The 19,986-nt window shown below is 73.9% G+C and carries 20 protein-coding genes and 1 pseudogene; 16 read left to right on the forward strand and 5 right to left on the reverse strand.

Annotation, left to right across the window (positions count from 1 at the left end; genetic code table 11):
- Together IE321_RS22195 and IE321_RS22200 are read left to right on the forward strand one after the other, a co-directional pair.
- Window positions 1-514, forward strand: a pseudogene (locus tag IE321_RS22195) (hypothetical protein); the annotation flags it as partial.
- Window positions 511-996 carry a GNAT family N-acetyltransferase gene (locus tag IE321_RS22200; RefSeq protein WP_190224260.1) on the forward strand — a complete coding sequence of 162 codons (486 nt, stop codon included), beginning with the start codon at window positions 511-513 and terminating at the stop codon, window positions 994-996. The pseudogene IE321_RS22195 and the gene IE321_RS22200, both read left to right, overlap by 4 nt.
- A 13-nt stretch (window positions 997-1,009) precedes the next feature.
- Here the strand turns inward: IE321_RS22200 and IE321_RS22205 are convergent, their stop codons facing one another.
- Together IE321_RS22205 and IE321_RS22210 are read right to left on the reverse strand one after the other, a co-directional pair.
- Window positions 1,010-2,152 carry an NADH-quinone oxidoreductase subunit D gene (locus tag IE321_RS22205; protein ID WP_043226581.1) on the reverse strand — a complete coding sequence of 381 codons (1,143 nt, stop codon included), beginning with the start codon at window positions 2,150-2,152 and terminating at the stop codon, window positions 1,010-1,012.
- A gap of 79 nt (window positions 2,153-2,231) precedes the next feature.
- The gene (locus IE321_RS22210; protein ID WP_373316633.1) at window positions 2,232-3,233 is read right to left on the reverse strand and encodes an SAM-dependent methyltransferase; all 1,002 of its coding nucleotides are present in this window, start codon (window positions 3,231-3,233) and stop codon (window positions 2,232-2,234) included.
- A gap of 96 nt (window positions 3,234-3,329) precedes the next feature.
- On the opposite strand from IE321_RS22210, the gene IE321_RS22215 reads away from it, so the two are divergent.
- On the forward strand, window positions 3,330-4,529 hold the full coding sequence (locus IE321_RS22215; RefSeq protein WP_190224261.1) for a sensor histidine kinase: 1,200 nt from the start codon (window positions 3,330-3,332) through the stop codon (window positions 4,527-4,529).
- 37 nt (window positions 4,530-4,566) lie between these two features.
- Window positions 4,567-5,241: a response regulator gene (locus IE321_RS22220; protein ID WP_043226583.1), complete on the forward strand. Its 675-nt coding sequence runs from the start codon at window positions 4,567-4,569 to the stop codon at window positions 5,239-5,241.
- A 17-nt stretch (window positions 5,242-5,258) separates the two neighbouring features.
- Here the strand turns inward: IE321_RS22220 and IE321_RS22225 are convergent, their stop codons facing one another.
- Window positions 5,259-6,350 carry a DUF5937 family protein gene (locus tag IE321_RS22225; RefSeq protein ID WP_043226584.1) on the reverse strand — a complete coding sequence of 364 codons (1,092 nt, stop codon included), beginning with the start codon at window positions 6,348-6,350 and terminating at the stop codon, window positions 5,259-5,261.
- A gap of 100 nt (window positions 6,351-6,450) precedes the next feature.
- Between IE321_RS22225 and IE321_RS22230 the strand changes: the two genes are divergently transcribed.
- Entirely contained in the window at window positions 6,451-6,690 is a 240-nt protein-coding gene (locus IE321_RS22230; protein WP_190224262.1) for a hypothetical protein, read from the forward strand.
- 177 nt (window positions 6,691-6,867) lie between these two features.
- Here IE321_RS22230 and IE321_RS22235 read toward each other — a convergent pair whose 3' ends face one another.
- A complete protein-coding gene (locus IE321_RS22235) occupies window positions 6,868-8,079 on the reverse strand; it encodes a threonine aldolase family protein (protein ID WP_190224263.1) in 1,212 nt (403 codons plus the stop codon).
- A 138-nt stretch (window positions 8,080-8,217) separates the two neighbouring features.
- On the opposite strand from IE321_RS22235, the gene IE321_RS22240 reads away from it, so the two are divergent.
- The 10 genes from IE321_RS22240 (at window position 8,218) to IE321_RS22285 (ending at window position 16,359) form a co-directional block, all read left to right on the forward strand.
- Window positions 8,218-9,177 (forward strand): Rossmann-like and DUF2520 domain-containing protein, encoded by a 960-nt coding sequence (locus IE321_RS22240; RefSeq protein ID WP_043226588.1) that lies wholly within the window; start codon window positions 8,218-8,220, stop codon window positions 9,175-9,177.
- On the forward strand, window positions 9,174-10,244 hold the full coding sequence (gene panC, locus IE321_RS22245; protein ID WP_190224264.1) for a pantoate--beta-alanine ligase: 1,071 nt from the start codon (window positions 9,174-9,176) through the stop codon (window positions 10,242-10,244). Before IE321_RS22240 ends, panC begins: the two co-directional genes overlap by 4 nt.
- Window positions 10,241-11,932 (forward strand): L-aspartate oxidase, encoded by a 1,692-nt coding sequence (locus IE321_RS22250; RefSeq protein ID WP_190224265.1) that lies wholly within the window; start codon window positions 10,241-10,243, stop codon window positions 11,930-11,932. Before panC ends, IE321_RS22250 begins: the two co-directional genes overlap by 4 nt.
- A complete protein-coding gene (gene nadC / locus IE321_RS22255) occupies window positions 11,929-12,942 on the forward strand; it encodes a carboxylating nicotinate-nucleotide diphosphorylase (protein WP_190224266.1) in 1,014 nt (337 codons plus the stop codon). The genes IE321_RS22250 and nadC overlap by 4 nt, the downstream gene beginning before the upstream one ends.
- The gene (locus IE321_RS22260; RefSeq protein WP_043226591.1) at window positions 12,942-13,748 is read left to right on the forward strand and encodes a type III pantothenate kinase; all 807 of its coding nucleotides are present in this window, start codon (window positions 12,942-12,944) and stop codon (window positions 13,746-13,748) included. Before nadC ends, IE321_RS22260 begins: the two co-directional genes overlap by 1 nt.
- A 292-nt stretch (window positions 13,749-14,040) precedes the next feature.
- The gene (locus tag IE321_RS22265) at window positions 14,041-14,616 is read left to right on the forward strand and encodes a hypothetical protein (protein ID WP_190224287.1); all 576 of its coding nucleotides are present in this window, start codon (window positions 14,041-14,043) and stop codon (window positions 14,614-14,616) included.
- 14 nt (window positions 14,617-14,630) lie between these two features.
- Window positions 14,631-14,813 carry a hypothetical protein gene (locus tag IE321_RS22270; protein ID WP_043226594.1) on the forward strand — a complete coding sequence of 61 codons (183 nt, stop codon included), beginning with the start codon at window positions 14,631-14,633 and terminating at the stop codon, window positions 14,811-14,813.
- Between the two features lie 118 nt (window positions 14,814-14,931).
- Window positions 14,932-15,345: a BlaI/MecI/CopY family transcriptional regulator gene (locus IE321_RS22275; protein WP_079022203.1), complete on the forward strand. Its 414-nt coding sequence runs from the start codon at window positions 14,932-14,934 to the stop codon at window positions 15,343-15,345.
- 15 nt (window positions 15,346-15,360) lie between these two features.
- Entirely contained in the window at window positions 15,361-15,870 is a 510-nt protein-coding gene (locus IE321_RS22280; RefSeq protein WP_190224267.1) for an amino-acid N-acetyltransferase, read from the forward strand.
- Between the two features lie 153 nt (window positions 15,871-16,023).
- Window positions 16,024-16,359 carry a histone-like nucleoid-structuring protein Lsr2 gene (locus tag IE321_RS22285; RefSeq protein ID WP_190224268.1) on the forward strand — a complete coding sequence of 112 codons (336 nt, stop codon included), beginning with the start codon at window positions 16,024-16,026 and terminating at the stop codon, window positions 16,357-16,359.
- Here IE321_RS22285 and IE321_RS22290 read toward each other — a convergent pair.
- Window positions 16,338-16,934 (reverse strand): SCO3374 family protein, encoded by a 597-nt coding sequence (locus IE321_RS22290; RefSeq protein WP_043226598.1) that lies wholly within the window; start codon window positions 16,932-16,934, stop codon window positions 16,338-16,340. The two genes, IE321_RS22285 and IE321_RS22290, sit on opposite strands and share 22 nt — an antisense overlap.
- A 473-nt stretch (window positions 16,935-17,407) precedes the next feature.
- Here IE321_RS22290 and IE321_RS22295 point away from each other — a divergent pair, with 473 nt between their 5' ends.
- Window positions 17,408-19,927, forward strand: a complete 2,520-nt coding sequence (locus IE321_RS22295) for an ATP-dependent Clp protease ATP-binding subunit (protein ID WP_043226599.1) — start codon at window positions 17,408-17,410, stop codon at window positions 19,925-19,927.
- Window positions 19,928-19,986 lie beyond the last annotated feature (59 nt).

Here is a 19,986-nt window from a genome sequence, read left to right on the forward strand (position 1 = left end):
CGGCCGGCACGCCGCCGAGCAGCACGCCCGCCCGGCGGCACAGGAGGCCCCCGCGGCCCTCGGCCCGGCCGCGGCCCCCGCGAAGGCGCTGCCCCCGGCGGCGGACCGCAGCCCGGCGGTCCCCGCGGCCAGCGCGATCGTGCCGTACGCGGCCCGGCGGCCCGTCCAGCGCACCGAGGGGGGCTTCGACTTCTTCGGCACCCAGAAGTCGGCGATCGAGGCCGTCCAGGACACCGACCTCGCCGACGTCGTGGGCGAGGAGGTCCTGGAGGAGGCCCGCGAGGCCACCGCCCGCCCCGCCCTCGCGCCCGAGGCGCAGGGCCCGGCCCTCACCACGGTGCCGGCCTCGGCCGCCGTCCAGGCCCCGGCCGCCGTCCCCGCCGCGCGGGAGGACGAGCCCGTCGTCGTCCGTCCCTCCGCCGCCGGCCCGATCGGCCAGGTCATCGACCTGACCGCGCACGACGAGACCGAGCAGCTCGACCTCGCCGAGCTGCGCGGCGCCGTCAACCAGTGACCGACCGCCTCGCCCTCCTCCTCCCGGAGGAGGCGCGGGCCCGTCGCGACGAGCTGATCGCCCTGTGCGCCCAGGCGTTCGCCGGCGCCCCCTGGCACGAGCCGCCGCGCGGCGCCCTGCGGACCGTGGACCGGCTCCTCGACTCCGCCGCCCGGCGCCCCGACTTCCACGCGACGGCCGCCCTCGGTCCCGACGGCGAACTCCTCGGCCTCGCCGCCGGCTGGACCGACACGGTCCTCTCCGGCGACGCCCCCGCCTTCGAGCTCGCCGAGCTCGTCGTCGCCCCCGCCCACCAGGGCCGCGGCCTCGGCCGGGCCCTCCACGACGCGCTGCTGGTGGCCGCCGGGGCCGGGCCCGCGCTGCTGATGACCCTCGACGTGCCGGAGCTGACGGACCGGTACGCGCGCTGGGGCTGGACGGTCGTCGGCCGCAGCCGCCCCGCGCGCGAGGAACGCGACTACGTCGTGATGCGCCGGGGCTGAGCCGGCCGGGCCGTCACTTGTCGATGTCGCCGACGACGAAGAAGAACGACCCCAGGATCGCGACCATGTCCGCGACCAGCGTCCCCGGCAGCAGCTCCACCAGCGCCTGGATGTTGTTGTACGACGCCGAGCGCAGCTTCAGCCGGTACGGCGTCTTCTCGCCCTTGGACACCAGGTAGTAGCCGTTCAGCCCGAGCGGGTTCTCGGTCCAGGCGTACGTGTGGCCCTCCGGGGCCTTCAGCACCTTCGGGAGCCGCTGGTTGACCGGCCCCCGGGGCATCGCGTCCAGCCGGTCCAGGCAGGCGTCCGCCAGCTCCAGGGAGTTGTGGGTCTGCTCCAGCAGGCACTCGAAGCGGGCCAGGCAGTCGCCCTCCTCGCGGACCACGACCCGCAGGGTGTCCTGGAGCTCCCCGTAGGCCAGGTACGGCTCGTCGCGCCGCAGGTCGAAGTCGACGCCGGAGGCGCGGGCGATCGGCCCCGACACCCCGAAGGCGTGCACGGTCTCGGGGGCCAGGACGCCGACTCCGCGCGTGCGGGCCCGGAAGATCTCGTTCCCGAGGACCAGCCGGTCGTACACGTCCATCCGCGACCGCACGTCCGCGACCGCCTGCCGGGCCCGCCCGAGCCAGCCCGCCGGCAGGTCCTCCTTGAGGCCGCCGACCCGGTTGAACATGTAGTGCATCCGGCCGCCGGAGACCTCCTCCATCACCGTCTGGAGCTCCTCGCGCTCCCGGAAGGCGTGGAAGACGGGGGTGATCCCGCCCAGCTCCAGCGGGTACGAGCCCAGGAACATCAGATGGTTGAGGACCCGGTTCAGCTCCGCGAGCAGCGTCCGCAGCCAGACGGCCCGCTCCGGCACCTCCATGCCGAGCATCCGCTCGACGCCCATCACCACGCCGAGCTCGTTGGAGAAGGCGGAGAGCCAGTCGTGGCGGTTGGCCAGCATGACGATCTGGCGGTAGTCGCGCGCCTCGAAGAGCTTCTCGGCGCCCCGGTGCATATAGCCCACGACCGGCTCGGCGTGCCGGATGACCTCGCCGTCGAGCACGAGCCGCAGCCGGAGCACGCCGTGCGTGGAAGGGTGCTGCGGGCCGATGTTCAGCACCATGTCGGTGCTCTCCGCCGCGCCGCCGATGCCGACCGTCGTCTCCGTCATGCCGGACAGTATCCCCCGCCGGACGCCCCGCCCACGGGCGAGCCCCCGGCCTGTGGGCGACCCGGCCCCCGGGCGCCCCTCACACCCGCTGGCTCAGCCACAGGAAGTCGCCCAGGCCGCCGCGCGCCGTCAGTTCGGCCGCCTCCCCGGCGCCCGCCAGCGCCCGGACGTACGCCGCCGGATCCGTCGAGGCGAGCGCCAGCGGCGGCCGGGCGCCCGACACCCCGAGCCGGCGCAGCGCCTCCCGCTGGGTCGTCAGCTCCACGGGACCGCGCGCCCGGACCGCCGCCGCGCACGCGTCCAGGGCCACGTGCGAGGTCAGGTCGCCCGCGCCGTCCGGGACCGGGGCCACCTCACGGCCCGCGCGGAAGCCGGTCAGGGTGCCGAAGGGCGGCCGGGAGTCCCGCAGGTGCCCGTAGTCCACGGCCACCGCCCGGCCCGCCGACGGCGACCCGACCGCCGCCGCCCACGCCTCGTCCCGGGGCCGGCCGATCTCGGCCCGCTCGCCCGGCCCGCCGAGCGGCCACCAGCGGGCCAGCCACGCGGCGTCCGGGCCCGCGACCGGGTCGCCCAGCCGCTCCGTGCCGTCGGCGCGGACCTGCACGTACCGCACCGTGCCGTCCTCGTCCGCCTCGGCGACGTCCACCGGCACGTTGTCCAGCCACTCGTTCGCGAAGAGCAGGCCCCGGACCCCCTCCGGCGGACGGCCGGTCCACTCCACGCGCGCGTCCAGCCCGGCCGGCCGGGCCGCCCGCTCCACCGCGTACGCCCGCACCCGCAGCCCCGCCGGGACCGCCGCGAGCACCCCGGCCGTCAGCTCGCCCCGGCCCGCGCCCACGTCCACCAGGGCGACCTCGTCGGTGTCCAGCTCCTCCGCCGTCTCCACCAGCAGCCGGGCCACCGCCGCGGCGAAGAGCGGCGAGGCGTGCACCGAGGTCCGGAAGTGGCCGACCGGTCCCTCGGGACGCAGGAAGAAGCCCCCGGGGCCGTACAGCGCCCGCTCCGTGGCCTCCCGCCAGCCCCGCCACCCCGCCGCGCCCTCCGGCGGCCGTCCCGTCCCGTCCGTCACGTCATCCGTCACGCGCCCCAGTCTCCACCCCGGGGTGTACGGGTCCCGCCGCAAGGATCGACCGCTCGGTTGATCCCCGGCCCCCGCCCGTTCCCTACTCTGGGTTACGTGCAGCGCCTCTACGACTTCATCCGCAGCCACCCGACGGGCGTCGACGTCTTCTGGGCCGTCGTCCTCCTCGGGTTCTCCGGGCTGTGGATCGGGTCGATGCCGGCCCTCGAACCCGCCGTCGGCTACGCGGCGGTCGCCGTGCTCTTCTCCCTCGTCGTCGCCCTGCGGCGGCGGGCCCCGGAGCGGATGCTGCTGCTGGCCGTCGCGCTCGGCCTGGTCCAGCTCGCCTTCGACATCGAGACGTTCATGGCGGACTTCGCCATGCTCGTCGTGATCTTCACCGTCGCCGCCCACGACGGCCCCCGGTGGGCCTCCCGGCTCGCCCTCGTCGGCGGGCTCTGCGCGGCCCCCCTCTCCCAGCTGAGATGGCCCCTGGAGGGGACCGTCTCGGTGCCCGCCCAGGTCTTCTTCACGGTGATCATGGCCGTGCCGTTCGCCCTGGCCTGGGTACTCGGCGACTCGCTGCGCACCCGCCGCGCCTACTTCGCCCAGCTGGAGGAGAAGGCATCCCGACTGGAGCGCGAGCGGGAGGCGCAGGCCAAGGTCGCGGTCGCCGCCGAGCGGGCCCGGATCGCCCGCGAGCTCCACGACGTCGTCGCCCACAACGTGTCCGTGATGGTGGTGCAGGCCGACGGCGCCGCCTACGTCATGGACACCTCCCCGGAGACCGCCAAGCAGGCCCTGGAGACCATCTCCACCACCGGCCGGCAGGCGCTCGCCGAGATGCGCCGGCTGCTCGGCATCCTGCGCACCGGCGAGCACCGGGAGGCGGGGGAGTACGTGCCGCAGCCCGACGTGGAGCAGATCGAGGAGCTCGTCGAGCAGGTCAGGGGCGCCGGGCTCACCGTCGACCTGACCGTCGAGGGCACCCCGCGCGAGCTGCCCACCGGCGTCGGCCTGACCGCCTACCGGATCGTCCAGGAAGCCCTCACCAACACCCGCAAGCACGGCGGCCCCGACGTCGGCGCCAGCGTCCGGCTCGTCTACTTCGACGACGGCCTCGGCCTGCTCGTCGAGGACGACGGCCGGGGGGCGCCCCAGGAGATGTACGAGGACGGCGGCGCCGACGGGCGCGGCCACGGCCTCATCGGCATGCGGGAGCGGGTCGGCATGGTGGGCGGCACCCTGGACGCGGGCCCGCGACCGGGCGGAGGCTTCCGGATCAGTGCCCTGCTGCCGCTCAAGCCCGCACACTGAGAGCCGTGCCCCGTCCCCACCTCACCGAAGGAACCGCATGTCCATCCGCGTGATGCTCGTCGACGACCAGGTGCTCCTGCGCACCGGTTTCCGCATGGTGCTGGCCGCCCAGCCCGACATGGAGGTCGTGGCGGAGGCGGGCGACGGGGCGGAGGCCCTGGAGGTGCTGCGCGCCACCGAGGTCGACGTGGTCCTCATGGACGTCCGGATGCCGCGCCTCGACGGGGTGGAGGCGACCCGCCGGATCTGCGCGGTGCCCGACGCCCCGAAGGTGCTCATCCTGACCACCTTCGACCTCGACGAGTACGCCTTCTCCGGCCTCAAGGCGGGCGCGAGCGGCTTCATGCTGAAGGACGTGCCGCCGGCCGAGCTGCTGGGCGCGATCCGCTCGGTGCACAGCGGTGACGCCGTGGTCGCCCCCTCGACCACCCGCCGCCTCCTCGACCGCTTCTCCCCGATGCTCCCGTCCTCCGGACGGGAGCCCGAGCACCGCGAGGTGGAGAAGCTGACCGAGCGCGAGCGGGAGGTCATGCTCCTGGTCGCCCAGGGCCTGTCCAACGGCGAGATCGCCGCCCGTCTCGTCCTGTCGGAGGCGACGGTCAAGACCCACGTGGGCCGCATCCTCACCAAGCTGGGCCTGCGCGACCGCGTCCAGGTCGTCGTCCTCGCGTACGAGACGGGCCTGGTCCGCGCGGGCGGCGCCAAGGGCTGAACCCCCGCCCCGGCCGCTCAGCGCAGCGCCGACTCCAGGAAGTCGCTGCCCAGCCGGGCGACGATGGAGAAGTCGAGCTGGTGCAGGACGTAGCGGCCCCGGCGGCGGGTGGTGAGCAGGCCCGCCCGGCGCAGCACGGCCAGGTGGCGGGAGACCTCCGGGGCGGTGATGCCGTACGTGTCCGCCAGCTCGCTCGTCGAGTAAGGGCCGCGCGCCAGGCTCCGGCACATCCGCATCCGCACCGGGTGGGCGAGCGCGTCCAGGCGGAGCCGCACGGTCTCGACGGACTCCAGGCCGCCGACCTCGCGGCTCGCCGCCGGGTACATGATCACCGGCTGCCAGCCGGGCGAGTACAGGGAGAGCAGGTGCGGCCGGCCGAAGGCGCTCGGCAGCAGGGTCAGCGCTCCGGCCCGGGCGTCCGTCCGGGCCTCCACCAGCTTGTCGACGACGATCCGGGTGCCTTCGCCGTCCTCCTCCAGGCGCATCGCCGCCGAGGCGTCCGCGAGGGCTTCGGCCAGCCCCTTGTGGCGCATCAGCTCCGTCTTGTGACGGGCGTCGGCGGCGAGCTGCACCCGGATCCGCCGCCAGGCGTCGGCGAAGAACGCCTCGTCGCAGTCCTCCAGGAGACGCCGGAGCCACGCGCGCGTGGCGGTGGGCGCGGTGATCATCCGCTCCGCGAAGGCCGCCTGGCGCGGCCCGCGCGCGGCGGCCAGGTCCAGGGCGCGCCGCCGGGACCGCTCGTCCACCAGCGGCGAGGGGATGCCGCCCCGGGCGTAGAGGGGGCTGCAGGAGATCTCCAGGGCGGCGCCGACGAAGGTCTCGTCGTCGATGCGGTCGAGGTCGTCGAGCTCCTCGGCCAGGGTCTCGCGGGGCCGCGCGGGCAGCAGGAAGTCGGAGCGCGCCGACCGCCACATGAAGTCGGCCTCCAGGAGCCGGTCGGCGAGCCCGGGGTCGAGCGCGGCGGTGGTCGCCGTCGCCCACGCGTGGTGGCCGGGGTGGTGGGCCGGCTCCGCCAGCACGTGGACGGCGTTGCCGAGTTCGGCCAGCGGCGAGGGGCTGAAGACGATCCGCTCGGGCGGCACTCCGGTGATGTCGATGGTCACGCTCACGCCCCCATGGTGCGGGATGCCCCCGGGACGCCGTCGCTCCGATTGACGAGGGCCGTCAATCGGAGGGCGGGGCGGGACGGTACGGCCCCAGGCTGAGCCCATGGACGCGCTGCAGCAGCACCTCTTCGACAGCTACCGGGCCGCGCAGCGGGGCGAGTCCGCGCCGCCCGCCCCCGGCACCCACGACGTGGCCGTGCTGCGGGAGCTCCGCGACCACCGCCGCTTCGAGCGGGTGGTGGCCGGCCGCCCCGCGACCGGCCGCCTCCGCACGGCCCTGTCCCGCCTGCTCGCCCGCCTCTCCGGCGGCCGGACGCCCGGGGGACCGGTCCGGCCGTCCTGACCGGTGCGGGCCCCCGGCCGTCCCGACGGGGGCCGGGTCGCCACCCGTACGGGACGGGCCCCGGCCGTCGACGAGCGTCGGGCCTCCGGTCGCCGGACGAGCCCCGGGCCCGGGCACCGGTCCGCGCCCGGCCGTCGACGAGCCGGGCGGCCCCGTACCGCCGTGAGGGCCGTGCCCTCAGCCCTCGACGAGCGCCAGGAAGTCCCGTACGGCCGTCCGGACGTCCTCGGCGGTCCACTCCAGGCCCGAGGACGCCACCGTCACCTCGGTGACGGCGACGCCCGGCGGGCCGCCGGGGCCCGGGGCGAACCAGCGGCGGAAGAGACAGGTCCCGGTCCGCTCGGTCTGGGCGAGCGCCGCCGCCGTGAGGACGTCCGGCGGGTACGGCAGCCACACCTGGAACTGGTGGGTGTGCGGCACCTCCGGGTGGACCCGGAACCAGCCCGGTCCGTCCTTCCCGGCCAGCGCCTCCCGCAGCGCCTCGGCCACCACGCGCGCGTGGGCCACGTACGCGGGCAGCCGGGGCAGCTCGGTGTCCAGGCCGCGCAGGGCGGCGAGCGCGGTCGGGTACTGCTGGAAGACCTGGCCGCCGTACCGGTGCAGCCAGACCCGCGCCTCCGCCATCAGCTCCTCGGGCCCGGCGAGCGCGGCCCCGGACATCCCGTCGAGGGACTTGTAGAAGGAGACGTACACGCTGTCGGCGAGCCCGGCGATCTCCGCGAGCGGCCGGCCGAAGTGCGTCGGGCACTCCCACAGCCGGGCGCCGTCGAAGTGGACCGCCGCCTCCCGCTCCCGGGCCGCGCCGACGGTCGCCGTCAGCTCCTCCCAGGTCGGCAGCACGAAGCCCGCGTCCCGCAGCGGCAGCTCCAGCATCAGCGTCCCGAAGGGCTCCGGGTGGTCCCGCACCTCCTCCGCCGAGGGCAGCCGGGGCGCCGCCGTCGGATGGACCGTCCGCAGCCCCGACAGGGCCACCAGGGCGCCGTCCTCGTGGACCTCGGGGTGGGCCAGCGGGTGGAGGGCGACGACCTGGTTGCCGGTGCGCGCGGCCCAGCAGCGCAGCGCCACCTGCTGGGCCATGGTGCCGGTCGGGAAGAAGACGGCGGCGGGCATGCCCAGCTCCGCGGCGATCCGCTCCTCCAGGACCTCCACCAGGCCGTCGCCGTACACGTCGAGGGCCGCGTCCGCGAGGCCCGCGCCCTCGGCCCAGTCGGCGAGCGCGCGCAGCCGGCCGCCGACCGTGCCCTCCACCGACGGGCGCCACAGCGACCGCGCGGCCCCGCCCCACACCTGGGCCCGGTACCGCCGCGCCGCACCCTCGTCGACCGTCCCGTCCGACGGCTCTCCGGTCACCTCACCGGGTGCCCCCGGTGGCAGTTCGTCCACATCCATGGACAGATCATCACACCGTCACCCGCACCACCGCCCGTGGCCTGTGGACAGCCAGGGGGAGGGACGAAACGCTGGCGTAGCATGACCAGAAATCGTCCGGTACCCGCCGAGGACTGGAACGGAAGGCCCGTACCCACCGTGAACGCACCAGCAGCGCCAGAGCCCAGGGCCGAGGACCGGCCCGCCCGGCTCACCGTCGGAGTCGTCGGCGCCGGCCGCGTCGGCCCCGCCCTCGCCGCCTCCCTCCGGCTCGCCGGACACCGCCCCGTCGCCGTCTCCGCGGTCTCCGACGCCTCCCGGCGCCGGGCCGCCGCGCTGCTGCCGGACGTGCCGGTGGTGGAGCCCGCGCGGGTCCTCGCGCTCGCCGACCTCGTCCTGCTCACCGTCCCGGACGACGCCCTGCCGGGCCTCGTCGAGGGGCTCGCCGGGACCGGCGCCGTCCGTCCGGGCCAGCTGATCGTCCACACCTCGGGGCGGTACGGCGCCCGGGTCCTGGACCCGGCCCGCCGCGCGGGCGCCCTCCCGCTGGCCCTGCACCCGGCCATGACCTTCACCGGGACCGCCGTCGACGTGCAGCGGCTGGCCGGCTGCTCCTTCGGGGTGACCGCCCCGGAGGAGCTGCGGCTCGCCGCCGAGGCGCTGGTCATCGAGATGGGCGGGGAGCCCGAGTGGATCGCCGAGGAGGCCCGGCCGCTGTACCACGCGGCCCTCGCCCTCGGCGCCAACCACCTGGTGACCCTGGTGGCCCAGTCGATGGAGCTGCTCCGCACGGCCGGCGTCGCCGCCCCCGACCGGATGCTCGGCCCCCTCCTGGGCGCCGCGCTCGACAACGCGCTGCGGTCCGGCGACGCGGCCCTGACCGGCCCCGTCGCGCGCGGCGACGCCGGCACCGTCGCGGCCCACGTGGCCGAGCTCCGCAAGCACGCGCCCGGCACCGTCGCCGGCTACCTGGCGATGGCCCGCACGACCGCCGACCGGGCGCTCGCGCACGGCCTGCTCAAGCCGGAGCTGGCCCAGGACCTGCTGGGCGTCCTCGCCGCCGACCCCGCCGCCGACACGACCGGCCCCGCCGACGGGCCGCGAGGAGACGACCGATGAGCCTGTTCGACCGGAAGAGCGCCGGGCGCCACGCGCCCGCAGAGCTGGTCCCGACGGTCGAGGACCTGGCGGACGTGCGCGCCCACTTCGGCGGCAAGCCCGGGCGCAACGCCGTCGTCATGACCATGGGCGCCCTCCACGAGGGCCACGCCACCCTGATCCGGGCCGCCCGCGAGCGGGTCGGCGCGGACGGCTTCGTCGTCGTGACCGTCTTCGTCAACCCGCTCCAGTTCGGCGCCGGCGAGGACCTCGACCGCTACCCGCGCACCCTCGACGCCGACCTGGAACTGGCCTTCGCGAACGGAGCGAGCGCCGTCTTCGCCCCCTCCGCCGACGAGGTCTACCCCGGCGGGCGGCCCCAGGTCCGGATCACCGCCGGACCCATGGGCGAGCTCCTGGAGGGCGCCTCCCGGCCCGGGCACTTCGACGGCGTCCTCACCGTCGTCGCCAAGCTGCTCCACCTCACCCAGCCCGACCTGGCCTTCTTCGGGCAGAAGGACGCCCAGCAGCTGGCCGTCATCCGCCGCATGGCGGAGGACCTGAACTTCCCGGTCGAGATCGTCGGCGTCCCGACCGTCCGCGAGGCCGACGGCCTGGCCCTGTCGAGCCGCAACCGCTACCTGTCGGACCGCGAGCGGCACACCGCCCTCGCCCTGTCCCGGGCCCTGTTCGCCGCCCGCGACCGGCTCGCCGCGCAGGAGGCGCTGCACGCGCGCGCCGTCTCCCTGCCCGGCGCCCAGGGGCGGGCCGAGAACCGCGCGGAGGCGCTCTCCCGGCTGGGCGAGGCCCGGGCCGCCGCCGACGCCCACGCGGTCGCGCAGGCCGCCGAGGGCGGCGGGGCGGAGGCCGTACGGGCGGCCGCCCGTACGGTCCTGGACGAGGCCGCGAGGGCCGAGCCGCCGCTGGTCCTGGACTACCTGGCGCTGGTCGACCCGGCCGACTTCACCGAGGTCGAGGACGGCCACCGCGGCGAGGCGATCCTCGCGCTCGCCGCCCGCGTGGGCACCACCCGGCTGATCGACAACATCCCGCTGACCTTCGGAGCGACCCAGGGAGCCGCCTCGTGACCGGAATACGGCTGCACGCCCCCGCCCCCGGCTGGGCCATCGACGCCGACGTCGTGGTGGTCGGCTCCGGCGTCGCCGGACTGACCGCCGCCCTGCGCTGCACCGCCGCCGGGCTCCGTACCGTCGTCGTCACCAAGGCCAGCCTGGACGAGGGCTCCACCCGCTGGGCCCAGGGCGGCATCGCCGCCGCGCTCGGCGACGGGGACACCCCCGGCCAGCACCTCGACGACACCCTCGTCGCCGGCGCCGGGCTCTGCGACGAGCCGGCCGTCCGCCTCCTCGTCACCGAGGGCCCCGACGCCGTCCGCCGGCTCATGGCCACCGGCGCCGACTTCGACCGCACCGAGGACGGCGAGATCGCCCTCACCCGCGAGGGCGGCCACCACCGGCGCCGGATCGCCCACGCGGGCGGCGACGCCACCGGCGCGGAGATCTCCCGGGCCCTCGTCGAGGCGATCCGCGAGCGCGGTGTGCGCACCGTCGAGAACGCGCTCGTCCTCGACCTCCTCAAGGACGACCGGGGCCGCACCGCCGGCGTCACCCTGCACGTCATGGGCGAGGGCCAGCACGACGGCGTCGGCGCCGTCCACGCCCCCGCCGTGGTCCTCGCCACCGGAGGCATGGGCCAGGTCTTCTCGGCCACCACGAACCCGTCCGTCTCCACCGGCGACGGCGTCGCCCTCGCCCTGCGGGCCGGTGCCGAGGTCTCCGACCTGGAGTTCGTGCAGTTCCACCCGACCGTGCTCTTCCTGGGCGCGGGCGCCGAGGGCCAGCAGCCGCTGGTCTCCGAGGCGGTCCGCGGCGAGGGCGCCCACCTGGTCGACGCGGACGGCGTCCGCTTCATGCTCGGGCAGCACGAGCTGGCCGAGCTGGCGCCCCGGGACATCGTCGCCAAGGCGATCACCCGCCGCATGCAGGAGCAGGGCGCCGCGCACATGTACCTGGACGCCCGGCACTTCGGCGCCGAGATGTGGGAGCACCGCTTCCCGACGATCCTGGCCGCCTGCCGGTCGCACGGCATCGACCCGGTCACCGACCCGATCCCGGTCGCCCCGGCCGCGCACTACGCCTCCGGCGGCGTCCGCACCGACCTGCGCGGCCGCACCACCGTCCCCGGCCTGTACGCCTGCGGCGAGGTCGCCTGCACCGGCGTGCACGGCGCCAACCGGCTCGCCTCGAACTCGCTCCTGGAGGGCCTGGTCTTCGCGGAGCGGATCGCCGCCGACATCGCGGAGCACGGTCCGCACCGCGAGGGCGCCCGCCAGGAGGCGGCCGCGCCGAAGGTGCTGACGCTGCTCGCGCCCGAGGTCCGCCGGGAGATCCAGCGGATCATGACCCGGGACGCGGGCGTGCTGCGCTCGGCCGCGAGCCTGACGGCCGCGTCCGACGCCCTCGAAGCGCTCCGGCAGGACGCCGAGGAGGAGCGCAAGGCGGCCGAGCCGGGCGTCGACTCCTGGGAGACCACCAACCTGCTGTGCGTGGCCCGGGTCCTGGCCGCGGCCGCCCTGGCCCGCGAGGAGACCCGGGGCTGCCACTGGCGCGAGGACCGCCCGGACCGGGACGACGAGCGGTGGCGCCGCCACCTGGTCGTCCGCCTCACGCCCGACCGCCGCCCGGTGGTGCGCACCACCGAGACGGCGGACTTTCCGCCCGTAACCCCCGAAGCCCCCAGGGAGCCGCAGCCGTGAGCACGCCCGAGGAAGCCCGTCCCGAGCCCGTGGACGTCCCTCTCATCCAGATCAGCTCGTACGAGGAGTCGGGCGGCTGCGGCGACGGCTGCGGCTGCGGCGACGCCGAGGAGTACGAGTGCGGGCTCGACCCCGCGCTCGCCCAGCTGCTCGCCGACGCCGGGCTGGACCCCGTCCAGGTCGAGGACATCGCCCACCTGGCGATCGCCGAGGACCTCGACGGCGGCGTGGACGTGACGACCGTGGCGACCGTCCCCGAGGACGCCGTCGCGACCGCCGACTTCGTGGCCCGCGAGGCCGGTGTGGTCTCCGGTCTGCGGGTGGCGGAGGCGGTCCTTTCGATCGTCTGCACCGAGGAGTTCGAGGTCGAGCGGCACCGCGAGGACGGCGAGCGCGTCGAGCCCGGCGACCTGCTGCTCAGCGTCACCGCCCGCACCCGTGACCTGCTCACCGGCGAGCGCAGCGCGCTGAACATCCTGTGCCGCCTCTCCGGCATCGCCACCGCCACGCGCGCGTGGGCGGACGCCCTGGAGGGCACGAAGGCCAAGGTCCGCGACACCCGCAAGACGACGCCGGGCCTGCGCGCCCTGGAGAAGTACGCGGTCCGCTGCGGCGGCGGCGTCAACCACCGGATGTCGCTGTCGGACGCGGCCCTGGTGAAGGACAACCACGTGGTGGCCGCCGGCGGCGTCGCCGAGGCGTTCAAGGCCGTCCGGGAGACCTTCCCCGAGGTGCCGATCGAGGTCGAGGTCGACACGATGCACCAGGTCCGCGAGGTCCTGGACGCGGGCGCCGACCTGATCCTGCTGGACAACTTCACCCCGGACGAGACCGAGGAGGCGGTGGCCCTGGTCGCCGGCCGCGCCGTCCTGGAGTCCTCCGGCCGGCTGACGCTGGAGAACGCGGCGGCGTACGCGGCGACCGGCGTGGACTACCTCGCGGTCGGCGGCCTCACGCACTCCTCCCCGATCCTCGACATCGGCCTGGACCTGCGCGAGGTGCGCGGCTGATGCTGCTCACCATCGACGTCGGCAACACGCACACGGTCCTCGGGCTCTTCGACGGCGAGGAGATCGTCGAGCACTGGCGGATCTCCACGGATCCCAGCAGGACCGCCGACGAGATGGCGGTCCTGCTCCAGGGCCTGATGGGCATGCACCCGCTGCTCGGCGCCGAGCTGAGCGACGGCATCGAGGGGATCGCGATCTGCGCGACGGTCCCCTCGGTGCTGCACGAGCTGCGCGAGGTGACCCGCCGCTACTACGGGGACGTGCCGGCGGTCCTCGTGGAGCCCGGCGTGAAGACGGGCGTGCCGATCCTCACCGACAACCCGAAGGAGGTCGGCGCGGACCGCATCATCAACGCGGTCGCGGCGGTCGAGCTCTTCGGCGGCCCGGCGATCGTGGTCGACTTCGGCACGGCGACCACGTACGACGCGATCACCGCGCGCGGGGAGTACGCGGGCGGCGCGATCGCCCCCGGCATCGAGATCTCGGTCGAGGCGCTCGGTGTGAAGGGCGCGATGCTCCGCAAGATCGAGCTGGTCCGGCCGCGCGGGGTGATCGGGAAGAACACGGTCGAGGCGATGCAGTCCGGCATCGTCTTCGGCTACGCGGGCCAGGTCGACGGGGTCGTCGCCCGCATGAAGCGCGAGCTGGTCGGCCCGAAGGGCGACCCCTCGGCCGTCACGGTGATCGCCACCGGCGGCCTGGCGCCGATGGTCCTGCGCGACTCGGCCGAGATCGACCGGCACGAGCCCTGGCTGACCCTGATCGGCCTGCGCCTGGTCTACGAACGGAACGTCTCCCGCATGTGACCCACCCGCGCACGGGCCCCGCGCACGGGCCCCGCGTACGTGCTCCGGGCACGGGCTCCGGGATCCGGCTCCGCACCGGCCACGCGTACGGGCTCCGCGCGGCATCGCGCGCGGTCCCCGCGGGTGGCCGTGCGGGTGGTCTCCCCGGTGCCGGGGGACCCGCGCGGGGGGCGGGAATCCGCAGGTGAGGGGGTGCGCGAGGGGTCGACGCGCCGGATGATCGCTAAGCGAAATTTGTCCGATTAGCGCGTATCGTCGGCCCATGCCCACGCCATACGGATCCCGCGGCGGCATGGCGTTCAGCGCGGACGAGCTGCGTGTGCTCCGACGCGCCCTCGCCAACGCCCTCCACCCCGCCCCCCTCCCGGACGAGGTCGTCCGCGACGCCCTCCGCCTGGCCGATTCCGTGGACGAGGCCGTGCACGAGGCGGGCCGGCTGCGCGCCTTCCTCCTCGCCGACCTGGTCCGCTACCGCGAGACCCTCCCCGGCTCGCTCGCCGGCTACCTGGACCTCCTGGAGGACGCCCTGGCCGGCGGGTACGACCCCGGGGCCGACGACCTCGCCGCCCTGCGCGCCCTGCGCGGCAACCCCGCCGCCGCCCGGCTGCTCGACCGCTGCCAGGTCCTCGCCGAACGCTCGGTGCGGACCCGCCTGGCACGGGTCTCCCAGGCCACCGGGAGCGCCCCGGCGTCCGCCTCCCGGGCCCGGCTGCTCGCCCTGCCCGGCGGCCGCGCGGCGGAGGAGCCCCGGCCCAAGCCGCCGACGCCCGCCCCGGCCGAACGCCCGGCGCCCAAGCCCTCCGAGGTCTTCCCGCCGCGCCGTCGCCCGGTACCCCCGCCCCCGCCCGAGGAACGGGTCGCGGGCTAGCTACCCTGGTCGGCATGGACTACGTATCCGCGCTTTTGCCCCCCGTCGTGATGGCTGCGTTCTTCATCGCCCTCATCGTCGTGATCGTCAAGTCCCAGGGCGGTCCGAACAAGGCCAAGGAGGACGCGGTGGTCGACGCCGCGCTCGCCCGCGCGGAGGCCGCCCGTCAGGCGGACGGATCCGGCTCCGGCTCGTAGGACACCCCGACCCCGAGGGGCGCACGACCGTCTGTGGTCGGCGCCCCTTTTGTCGCGTTATGGCGCGCTTCCCCGTTCAATAGCTGTTATTCCAGGTATCTCCCACTAGGGTGAGCCTGTGCCCCGCCCTCTGGGAGAACTCGAAGACGCCGTCATGACGCGCGTGTGGCAATGGAACCGCCCGGTGACCGTCCGGGAAGTCCTGGAAGACCTCCAGCGGGAACGCTCCATCGCCTACACCACCGTCATGACCGTCCTGGACAATCTCCATCAGAAGGGCTGGGTGCGCCGGGAAGTCGAAGGCCGGGCCTATCGATATACCGCGGTCTCCACCCGCGCCGCCTACTCGGCCGCACTGATGAACGACGCCTGGGCGCAGAGCGACAACCCCGCGGCCGCCCTGGTCGCCTTCTTCGGGATGATGTCCCCCGAACAGCGGGAGTCGCTGAACGACGCCATCCGGATCGTCCAGCGCGACAACCCGCTCCCCTCCGCGCCCGAGGAGGGCGACGGGGAACCGACGGCTTCCTAGCGGTACCGTCCCCCCATGTCGAAAGCCGTCACCGTACGCCGTGCCCGCACCTCCGACGTCGCCGCCGTGCGACGCCTGGTCGATCCCTACGCGCGCCGCGGCATCCTGCTCGACAAGGCGACGGTGACGTTTTACGAGGCCATCCAGGAGTTCTGGGTCGCGGAACGCGACGAGGACGCCGAGGTCGTCGGAGTCGGCGCCCTGCACGTCATGTGGGAAGACCTCGCGGAAGTCCGCACGCTCGCCGTCGATCCCGACTTCAAGGGCGCCGGCGTGGGGCATCAGCTCCTCACCAAGTTGTTGCAGACCGCACGCTGGCTCGGGGTGCGCAGGGTTTTCTGTCTCACCTTCGAAGTCGAGTTCTTCGCGAAGCACGGCTTCGTCGAGATCGGCGAGACCCCGGTCGACGGAGATGTCTACGCCGAGCTCCTGCGTTCCTATGACGAGGGTGTCGCCGAGTTCCTCGGTCTCGAACGAGTGAAGCCGAACACCTTGGGCAACAGCCGGATGCTTCTGCACCTGTGACCGTAACCCCGGAGGAACCCCGGCGGAACCCTATGTCCGAATCGCGCACGTTTCCCGCGTTGCCGGGGATCTGAACCTCTCCCAGGGGTTTGTGTTTTTCCGGGAAAAGCGGTTTCCTTTCCGCGTACTGCATTTTCGATGAAAGGAAATCCGGTGGCACAGAAGGTTCAGGTCCTTCTTGTCGACGACCTCGACGGCGTCGAGGCGGACGAGACCGTGACGTTCGCGCTGGACGGCAAGACCTACGAGATCGACCTCACCACCGCCAACGCGGAAAAGCTCCGCGGCCTGCTCGAGCCGTACACCACGAGCGGGCGCCGCACCGGCGGCCGCACCGCCGCGGGCCGCGGCAAGGGCCGCGTGGCCGCCTCCGGCAGCCCGGACACGGCGAAGATCCGCGCCTGGGCCAAGGAGAACGGCATGGAGGTCAACGACCGCGGCCGCGTTCCCGCCCACGTCAAGGCGGCCTACGAGGACGCGAACCGCTGAGGCGTCCCCCGCTGAGCCGCCGGCCCACCGGCCCGGGCGCTCAGCAACCGCAGCCGGTGGCACTCCACCGCGGCCGCGGCGACCAGGCGCGTCAGGCACGGGGCCTCCGCACGGCCCCACGGCCCGGACCGCGGAGCCGGCAGCGAGGACTCCACCTCGCGCCCCGGCTCGGGGGCCCGCAGCCACACGGCGGCACCCGGCGCGCCGGATCCGCCCCGTCCCGGAGGCGGGGGAGCGGTCATCCGGCCGTCGGAGCCCAGCGCCACCAGATCCAGTGAGATCCCGCCCCACTCCAGCCACTCCAGCAGGCCGGGAAGCTCCTCCGAGCTCCCCGCGGCCACCAGGAGCCGCATCCGGCGCCCCATCAGGGCGACGGGCCCGGTCGCCGCGCCGACCCGGCGCAGCACACCCCGGCCGGCCGCCGCGGGCAGCTCCAGCACGTCGAAGCGGAGCCCCGTCACCAGCTGCACCGGCGGGCCCGGCACCGTCGTCCACCCGAGCTCCCGCTCGTACCAGAGCGAGAGCGCCCGGCCACCGTCGAGCGGCGAGCGGGGAAGCGGGACGGTGAAGGCCATGCCGGGGGAACTCCCGGGGGGCCCGGTTGGTTACGGCCCCGGCCGCCGCCGGTGACGTAACGTTCCGGTCCGGGGACCCGAGGTGTCCGGTAATGGGGCGTACGAGCGCATTCGACGGCGCCACTCTGTTCGCTGGTAGCGGAGGGAACCCGGGTGTGCCGCATGGAGTGTCGGACCCTACGGGTAAGACATTCCTAGTGGAGAGGGGTGACCCGTCCGGCCGGTCCGTCTCACGTTCGCCATCGGCGTACTCAAGGCGGGGGTAACTACTTGGCCTGCGGGAACATCGTCTCGCACCATCGAGTTGGAGCATTTGTCGGCTGTTCGGCAGCGGAGCACCCCACGGACAAGGGGGTGATCCGGACGGATGTCGGCAGTTGGAATGAGCGGTCCCCGCTTGCGGGACTAAGCTGCGGAAGGACAGGGAGGGGATCGACCCCTAACTGACTGACCGCTCTGAGGAGCGATTAACGATGTTCGAGAGGTTCACCGACCGCGCGCGGCGGGTTGTCGTCCTGGCTCAGGAAGAAGCCCGGATGCTCAACCACAACTACATCGGCACCGAGCACATCCTTCTGGGCCTTATCCACGAGGGTGAGGGTGTCGCCGCTAAGGCCCTGGAGAGCCTCGGGATTTCGCTCGAGGCGGTCCGCCAGCAGGTGGAGGAGATCATCGGCCAGGGCCAGCAGGCCCCGTCCGGTCACATCCCCTTCACCCCTCGTGCCAAGAAGGTCCTGGAGCTCTCGCTCCGCGAGGCCCTCCAGCTCGGCCACAACTACATCGGCACCGAGCACATCCTGCTCGGCCTGATCCGCGAGGGCGAGGGCGTCGCCGCCCAGGTCCTCGTGAAGCTGGGCGCCGATCTCAACCGGGTGCGGCAGCAGGTCATCCAGCTGCTCTCCGGTTACCAGGGCAAGGAAGCCGCCACCGCCGGCGGCCCTGCCGAGGGCACCCCCTCGACGTCCCTGGTCCTCGACCAGTTCGGCCGCAACCTGACGCAGGCCGCCCGCGAGTCCAAGCTCGACCCGGTCATCGGGCGCGAGAAGGAGATCGAGCGGGTCATGCAGGTGCTGTCCCGCCGCACCAAGAACAACCCGGTCCTCATCGGCGAGCCCGGCGTCGGCAAGACCGCCGTCGTCGAGGGCCTGGCGCAGGCCATCGTCAAGGGCGAGGTGCCCGAGACCCTCAAGGACAAGCACCTCTACACCCTCGACCTCGGCGCGCTGGTCGCCGGCTCCCGCTACCGCGGTGACTTCGAGGAGCGCCTGAAGAAGGTCCTCAAGGAGATCCGCACCCGCGGCGACATCATCCTGTTCATCGACGAGCTCCACACCCTCGTGGGTGCGGGCGCCGCCGAGGGCGCGATCGACGCCGCCAGCATCCTCAAGCCGATGCTGGCCCGCGGCGAACTCCAGACCATCGGTGCCACCACCCTCGACGAGTACCGCAAGTACCTGGAGAAGGACGCCGCGCTCGAGCGCCGCTTCCAGCCCATCCAGGTCGCCGAGCCGTCGCTGCCGCACACCATCGAGATCCTCAAGGGTCTGCGCGACCGGTACGAGGCGCACCACCGCGTCTCCATCACCGACGAGGCCCTCGTCCAGGCCGCGACGCTGGCCGACCGGTACATCTCGGACCGCTTCCTCCCGGACAAGGCGATCGACCTGATCGACGAGGCCGGCTCCCGGATGCGCATCCGCCGGATGACCGCGCCGCCGGACCTCCGCGAGTTCGACGAGAAGATCGCCGGCGTCCGCCGCGACAAGGAGTCCGCGATCGACTCGCAGGACTTCGAGAAGGCCGCGTCCCTGCGCGACAAGGAGAAGCAGCTCCTCGCCGCCAAGGCCAAGCGCGAGAAGGAGTGGAAGGCCGGCGACATGGACGTCGTCGCCGAGGTCGACGGCGAGCTGATCGCCGAGGTCCTCGCGACCGCCACCGGCATCCCGGTCTTCAAGCTGACCGAGGAGGAGTCCTCGCGTCTGCTCCGCATGGAGGACGAGCTCCACAAGCGCGTCATCGGCCAGAAGGACGCCGTCATCGGCCTCTCGCGGGCGATCCGTCGCACCCGCGCCGGCCTGAAGGACCCCAAGCGTCCCGGTGGCTCGTTCATCTTCGCCGGTCCGTCCGGTGTCGGTAAGACCGAGCTCTCGAAGGCCCTCGCCGAATTCCTCTTCGGCGACGAGGACGCGATGATCTCCCTCGACATGTCGGAGTTCAGCGAGAAGCACACGGTTTCCCGTCTCTTCGGTTCGCCGCCCGGATACGTCGGCTACGAAGAGGGCGGCCAGCTCACCGAGAAGGTGCGCCGCAAGCCGTTCTCCGTCGTCCTCTTCGACGAGGTCGAGAAGGCCCACCCCGATATCTTCAATTCCCTGCTCCAGATCCTGGAGGACGGTCGCCTGACCGACTCCCAGGGCCGGGTCGTGGACTTCAAGAACACGGTCATCATCATGACGACCAACCTCGGGACCAGGGACATCTCGAAGGGCTTCAACCTGGGCTTCGCCGCCCAGGGCGACACGAAGTCCAACTACGAGCGGATGAAGGCGAAGGTCAGCGAGGAGCTGAAGCAGCACTTCCGCCCCGAGTTCCTCAACCGCGTCGACGACATCATCGTCTTCCCGCAGCTGACCCAGGACGACATCCTCCAGATCGTCGACCTGATGATCGGCCGCGTGGACGAGCGCCTCAAGGACCGGGACATGGGCATCGAGCTCTCCCAGTCCGCGAAGGAGCTCCTCGCCAAGAAGGGCTACGACCCGGTCATGGGCGCCCGGCCGCTGCGCCGGACGATCCAGCGCGAGGTCGAGGACTCGCTCTCCGAGAAGATCCTCTTCGGCGAGCTGCGCCCCGGCCACATCGTGGTCGTGGACACCGAGGGCGAGGGTGACGAGCAGAAGTTCACCTTCCGCGGCGAGGAGAAGGCGGCCCTCCCGGACGCCCCGCCGGTCACGGCGGGCGACTCGGGCCCGAACCTCTCCAAGGACGCGTAAGCGGTAGAGACGCGCAAGGGGCGGCCCCGGAACCAGCACGGTTCCGGGGCCGCCCCTTT

The organism is Streptomyces hydrogenans, assembly GCF_014656075.1.
Taxonomy (GTDB): Bacteria; Actinomycetota; Actinomycetes; order Streptomycetales; family Streptomycetaceae; genus Streptomyces; species Streptomyces hydrogenans.

Bases quoted from the DNA above. Each gene is read 5' to 3' on its own strand.
- IE321_RS22205 (WP_043226581.1), bottom strand. From the start codon at position 2,152: ATGACGGAGACGACGGTCGGCATCGGCGGCGCGGCGGAGAGCACCGAC.
- IE321_RS22220 (WP_043226583.1), top strand. From the start codon at position 4,567: ATGTCCATCCGCGTGATGCTCGTCGACGACCAGGTGCTCCTGCGCACC.
- IE321_RS22230 (WP_190224262.1), top strand. From the start codon at position 6,451: ATGGACGCGCTGCAGCAGCACCTCTTCGACAGCTACCGGGCCGCGCAG.
- IE321_RS22235 (WP_190224263.1), bottom strand. From the start codon at position 8,079: ATGGATGTGGACGAACTGCCACCGGGGGCACCCGGTGAGGTGACCGGA.
- panC (WP_190224264.1), top strand. From the start codon at position 9,174: ATGAGCCTGTTCGACCGGAAGAGCGCCGGGCGCCACGCGCCCGCAGAG.
- IE321_RS22260 (WP_043226591.1), top strand. From the start codon at position 12,942: ATGCTGCTCACCATCGACGTCGGCAACACGCACACGGTCCTCGGGCTC.
- IE321_RS22265 (WP_190224287.1), top strand. From the start codon at position 14,041: ATGGCGTTCAGCGCGGACGAGCTGCGTGTGCTCCGACGCGCCCTCGCC.
- IE321_RS22270 (WP_043226594.1), top strand. From the start codon at position 14,631: ATGGACTACGTATCCGCGCTTTTGCCCCCCGTCGTGATGGCTGCGTTC.
- IE321_RS22280 (WP_190224267.1), top strand. From the start codon at position 15,361: ATGTCGAAAGCCGTCACCGTACGCCGTGCCCGCACCTCCGACGTCGCC.
- IE321_RS22290 (WP_043226598.1), bottom strand. From the start codon at position 16,934: ATGGCCTTCACCGTCCCGCTTCCCCGCTCGCCGCTCGACGGTGGCCGG.
- IE321_RS22295 (WP_043226599.1), top strand. From the start codon at position 17,408: ATGTTCGAGAGGTTCACCGACCGCGCGCGGCGGGTTGTCGTCCTGGCT.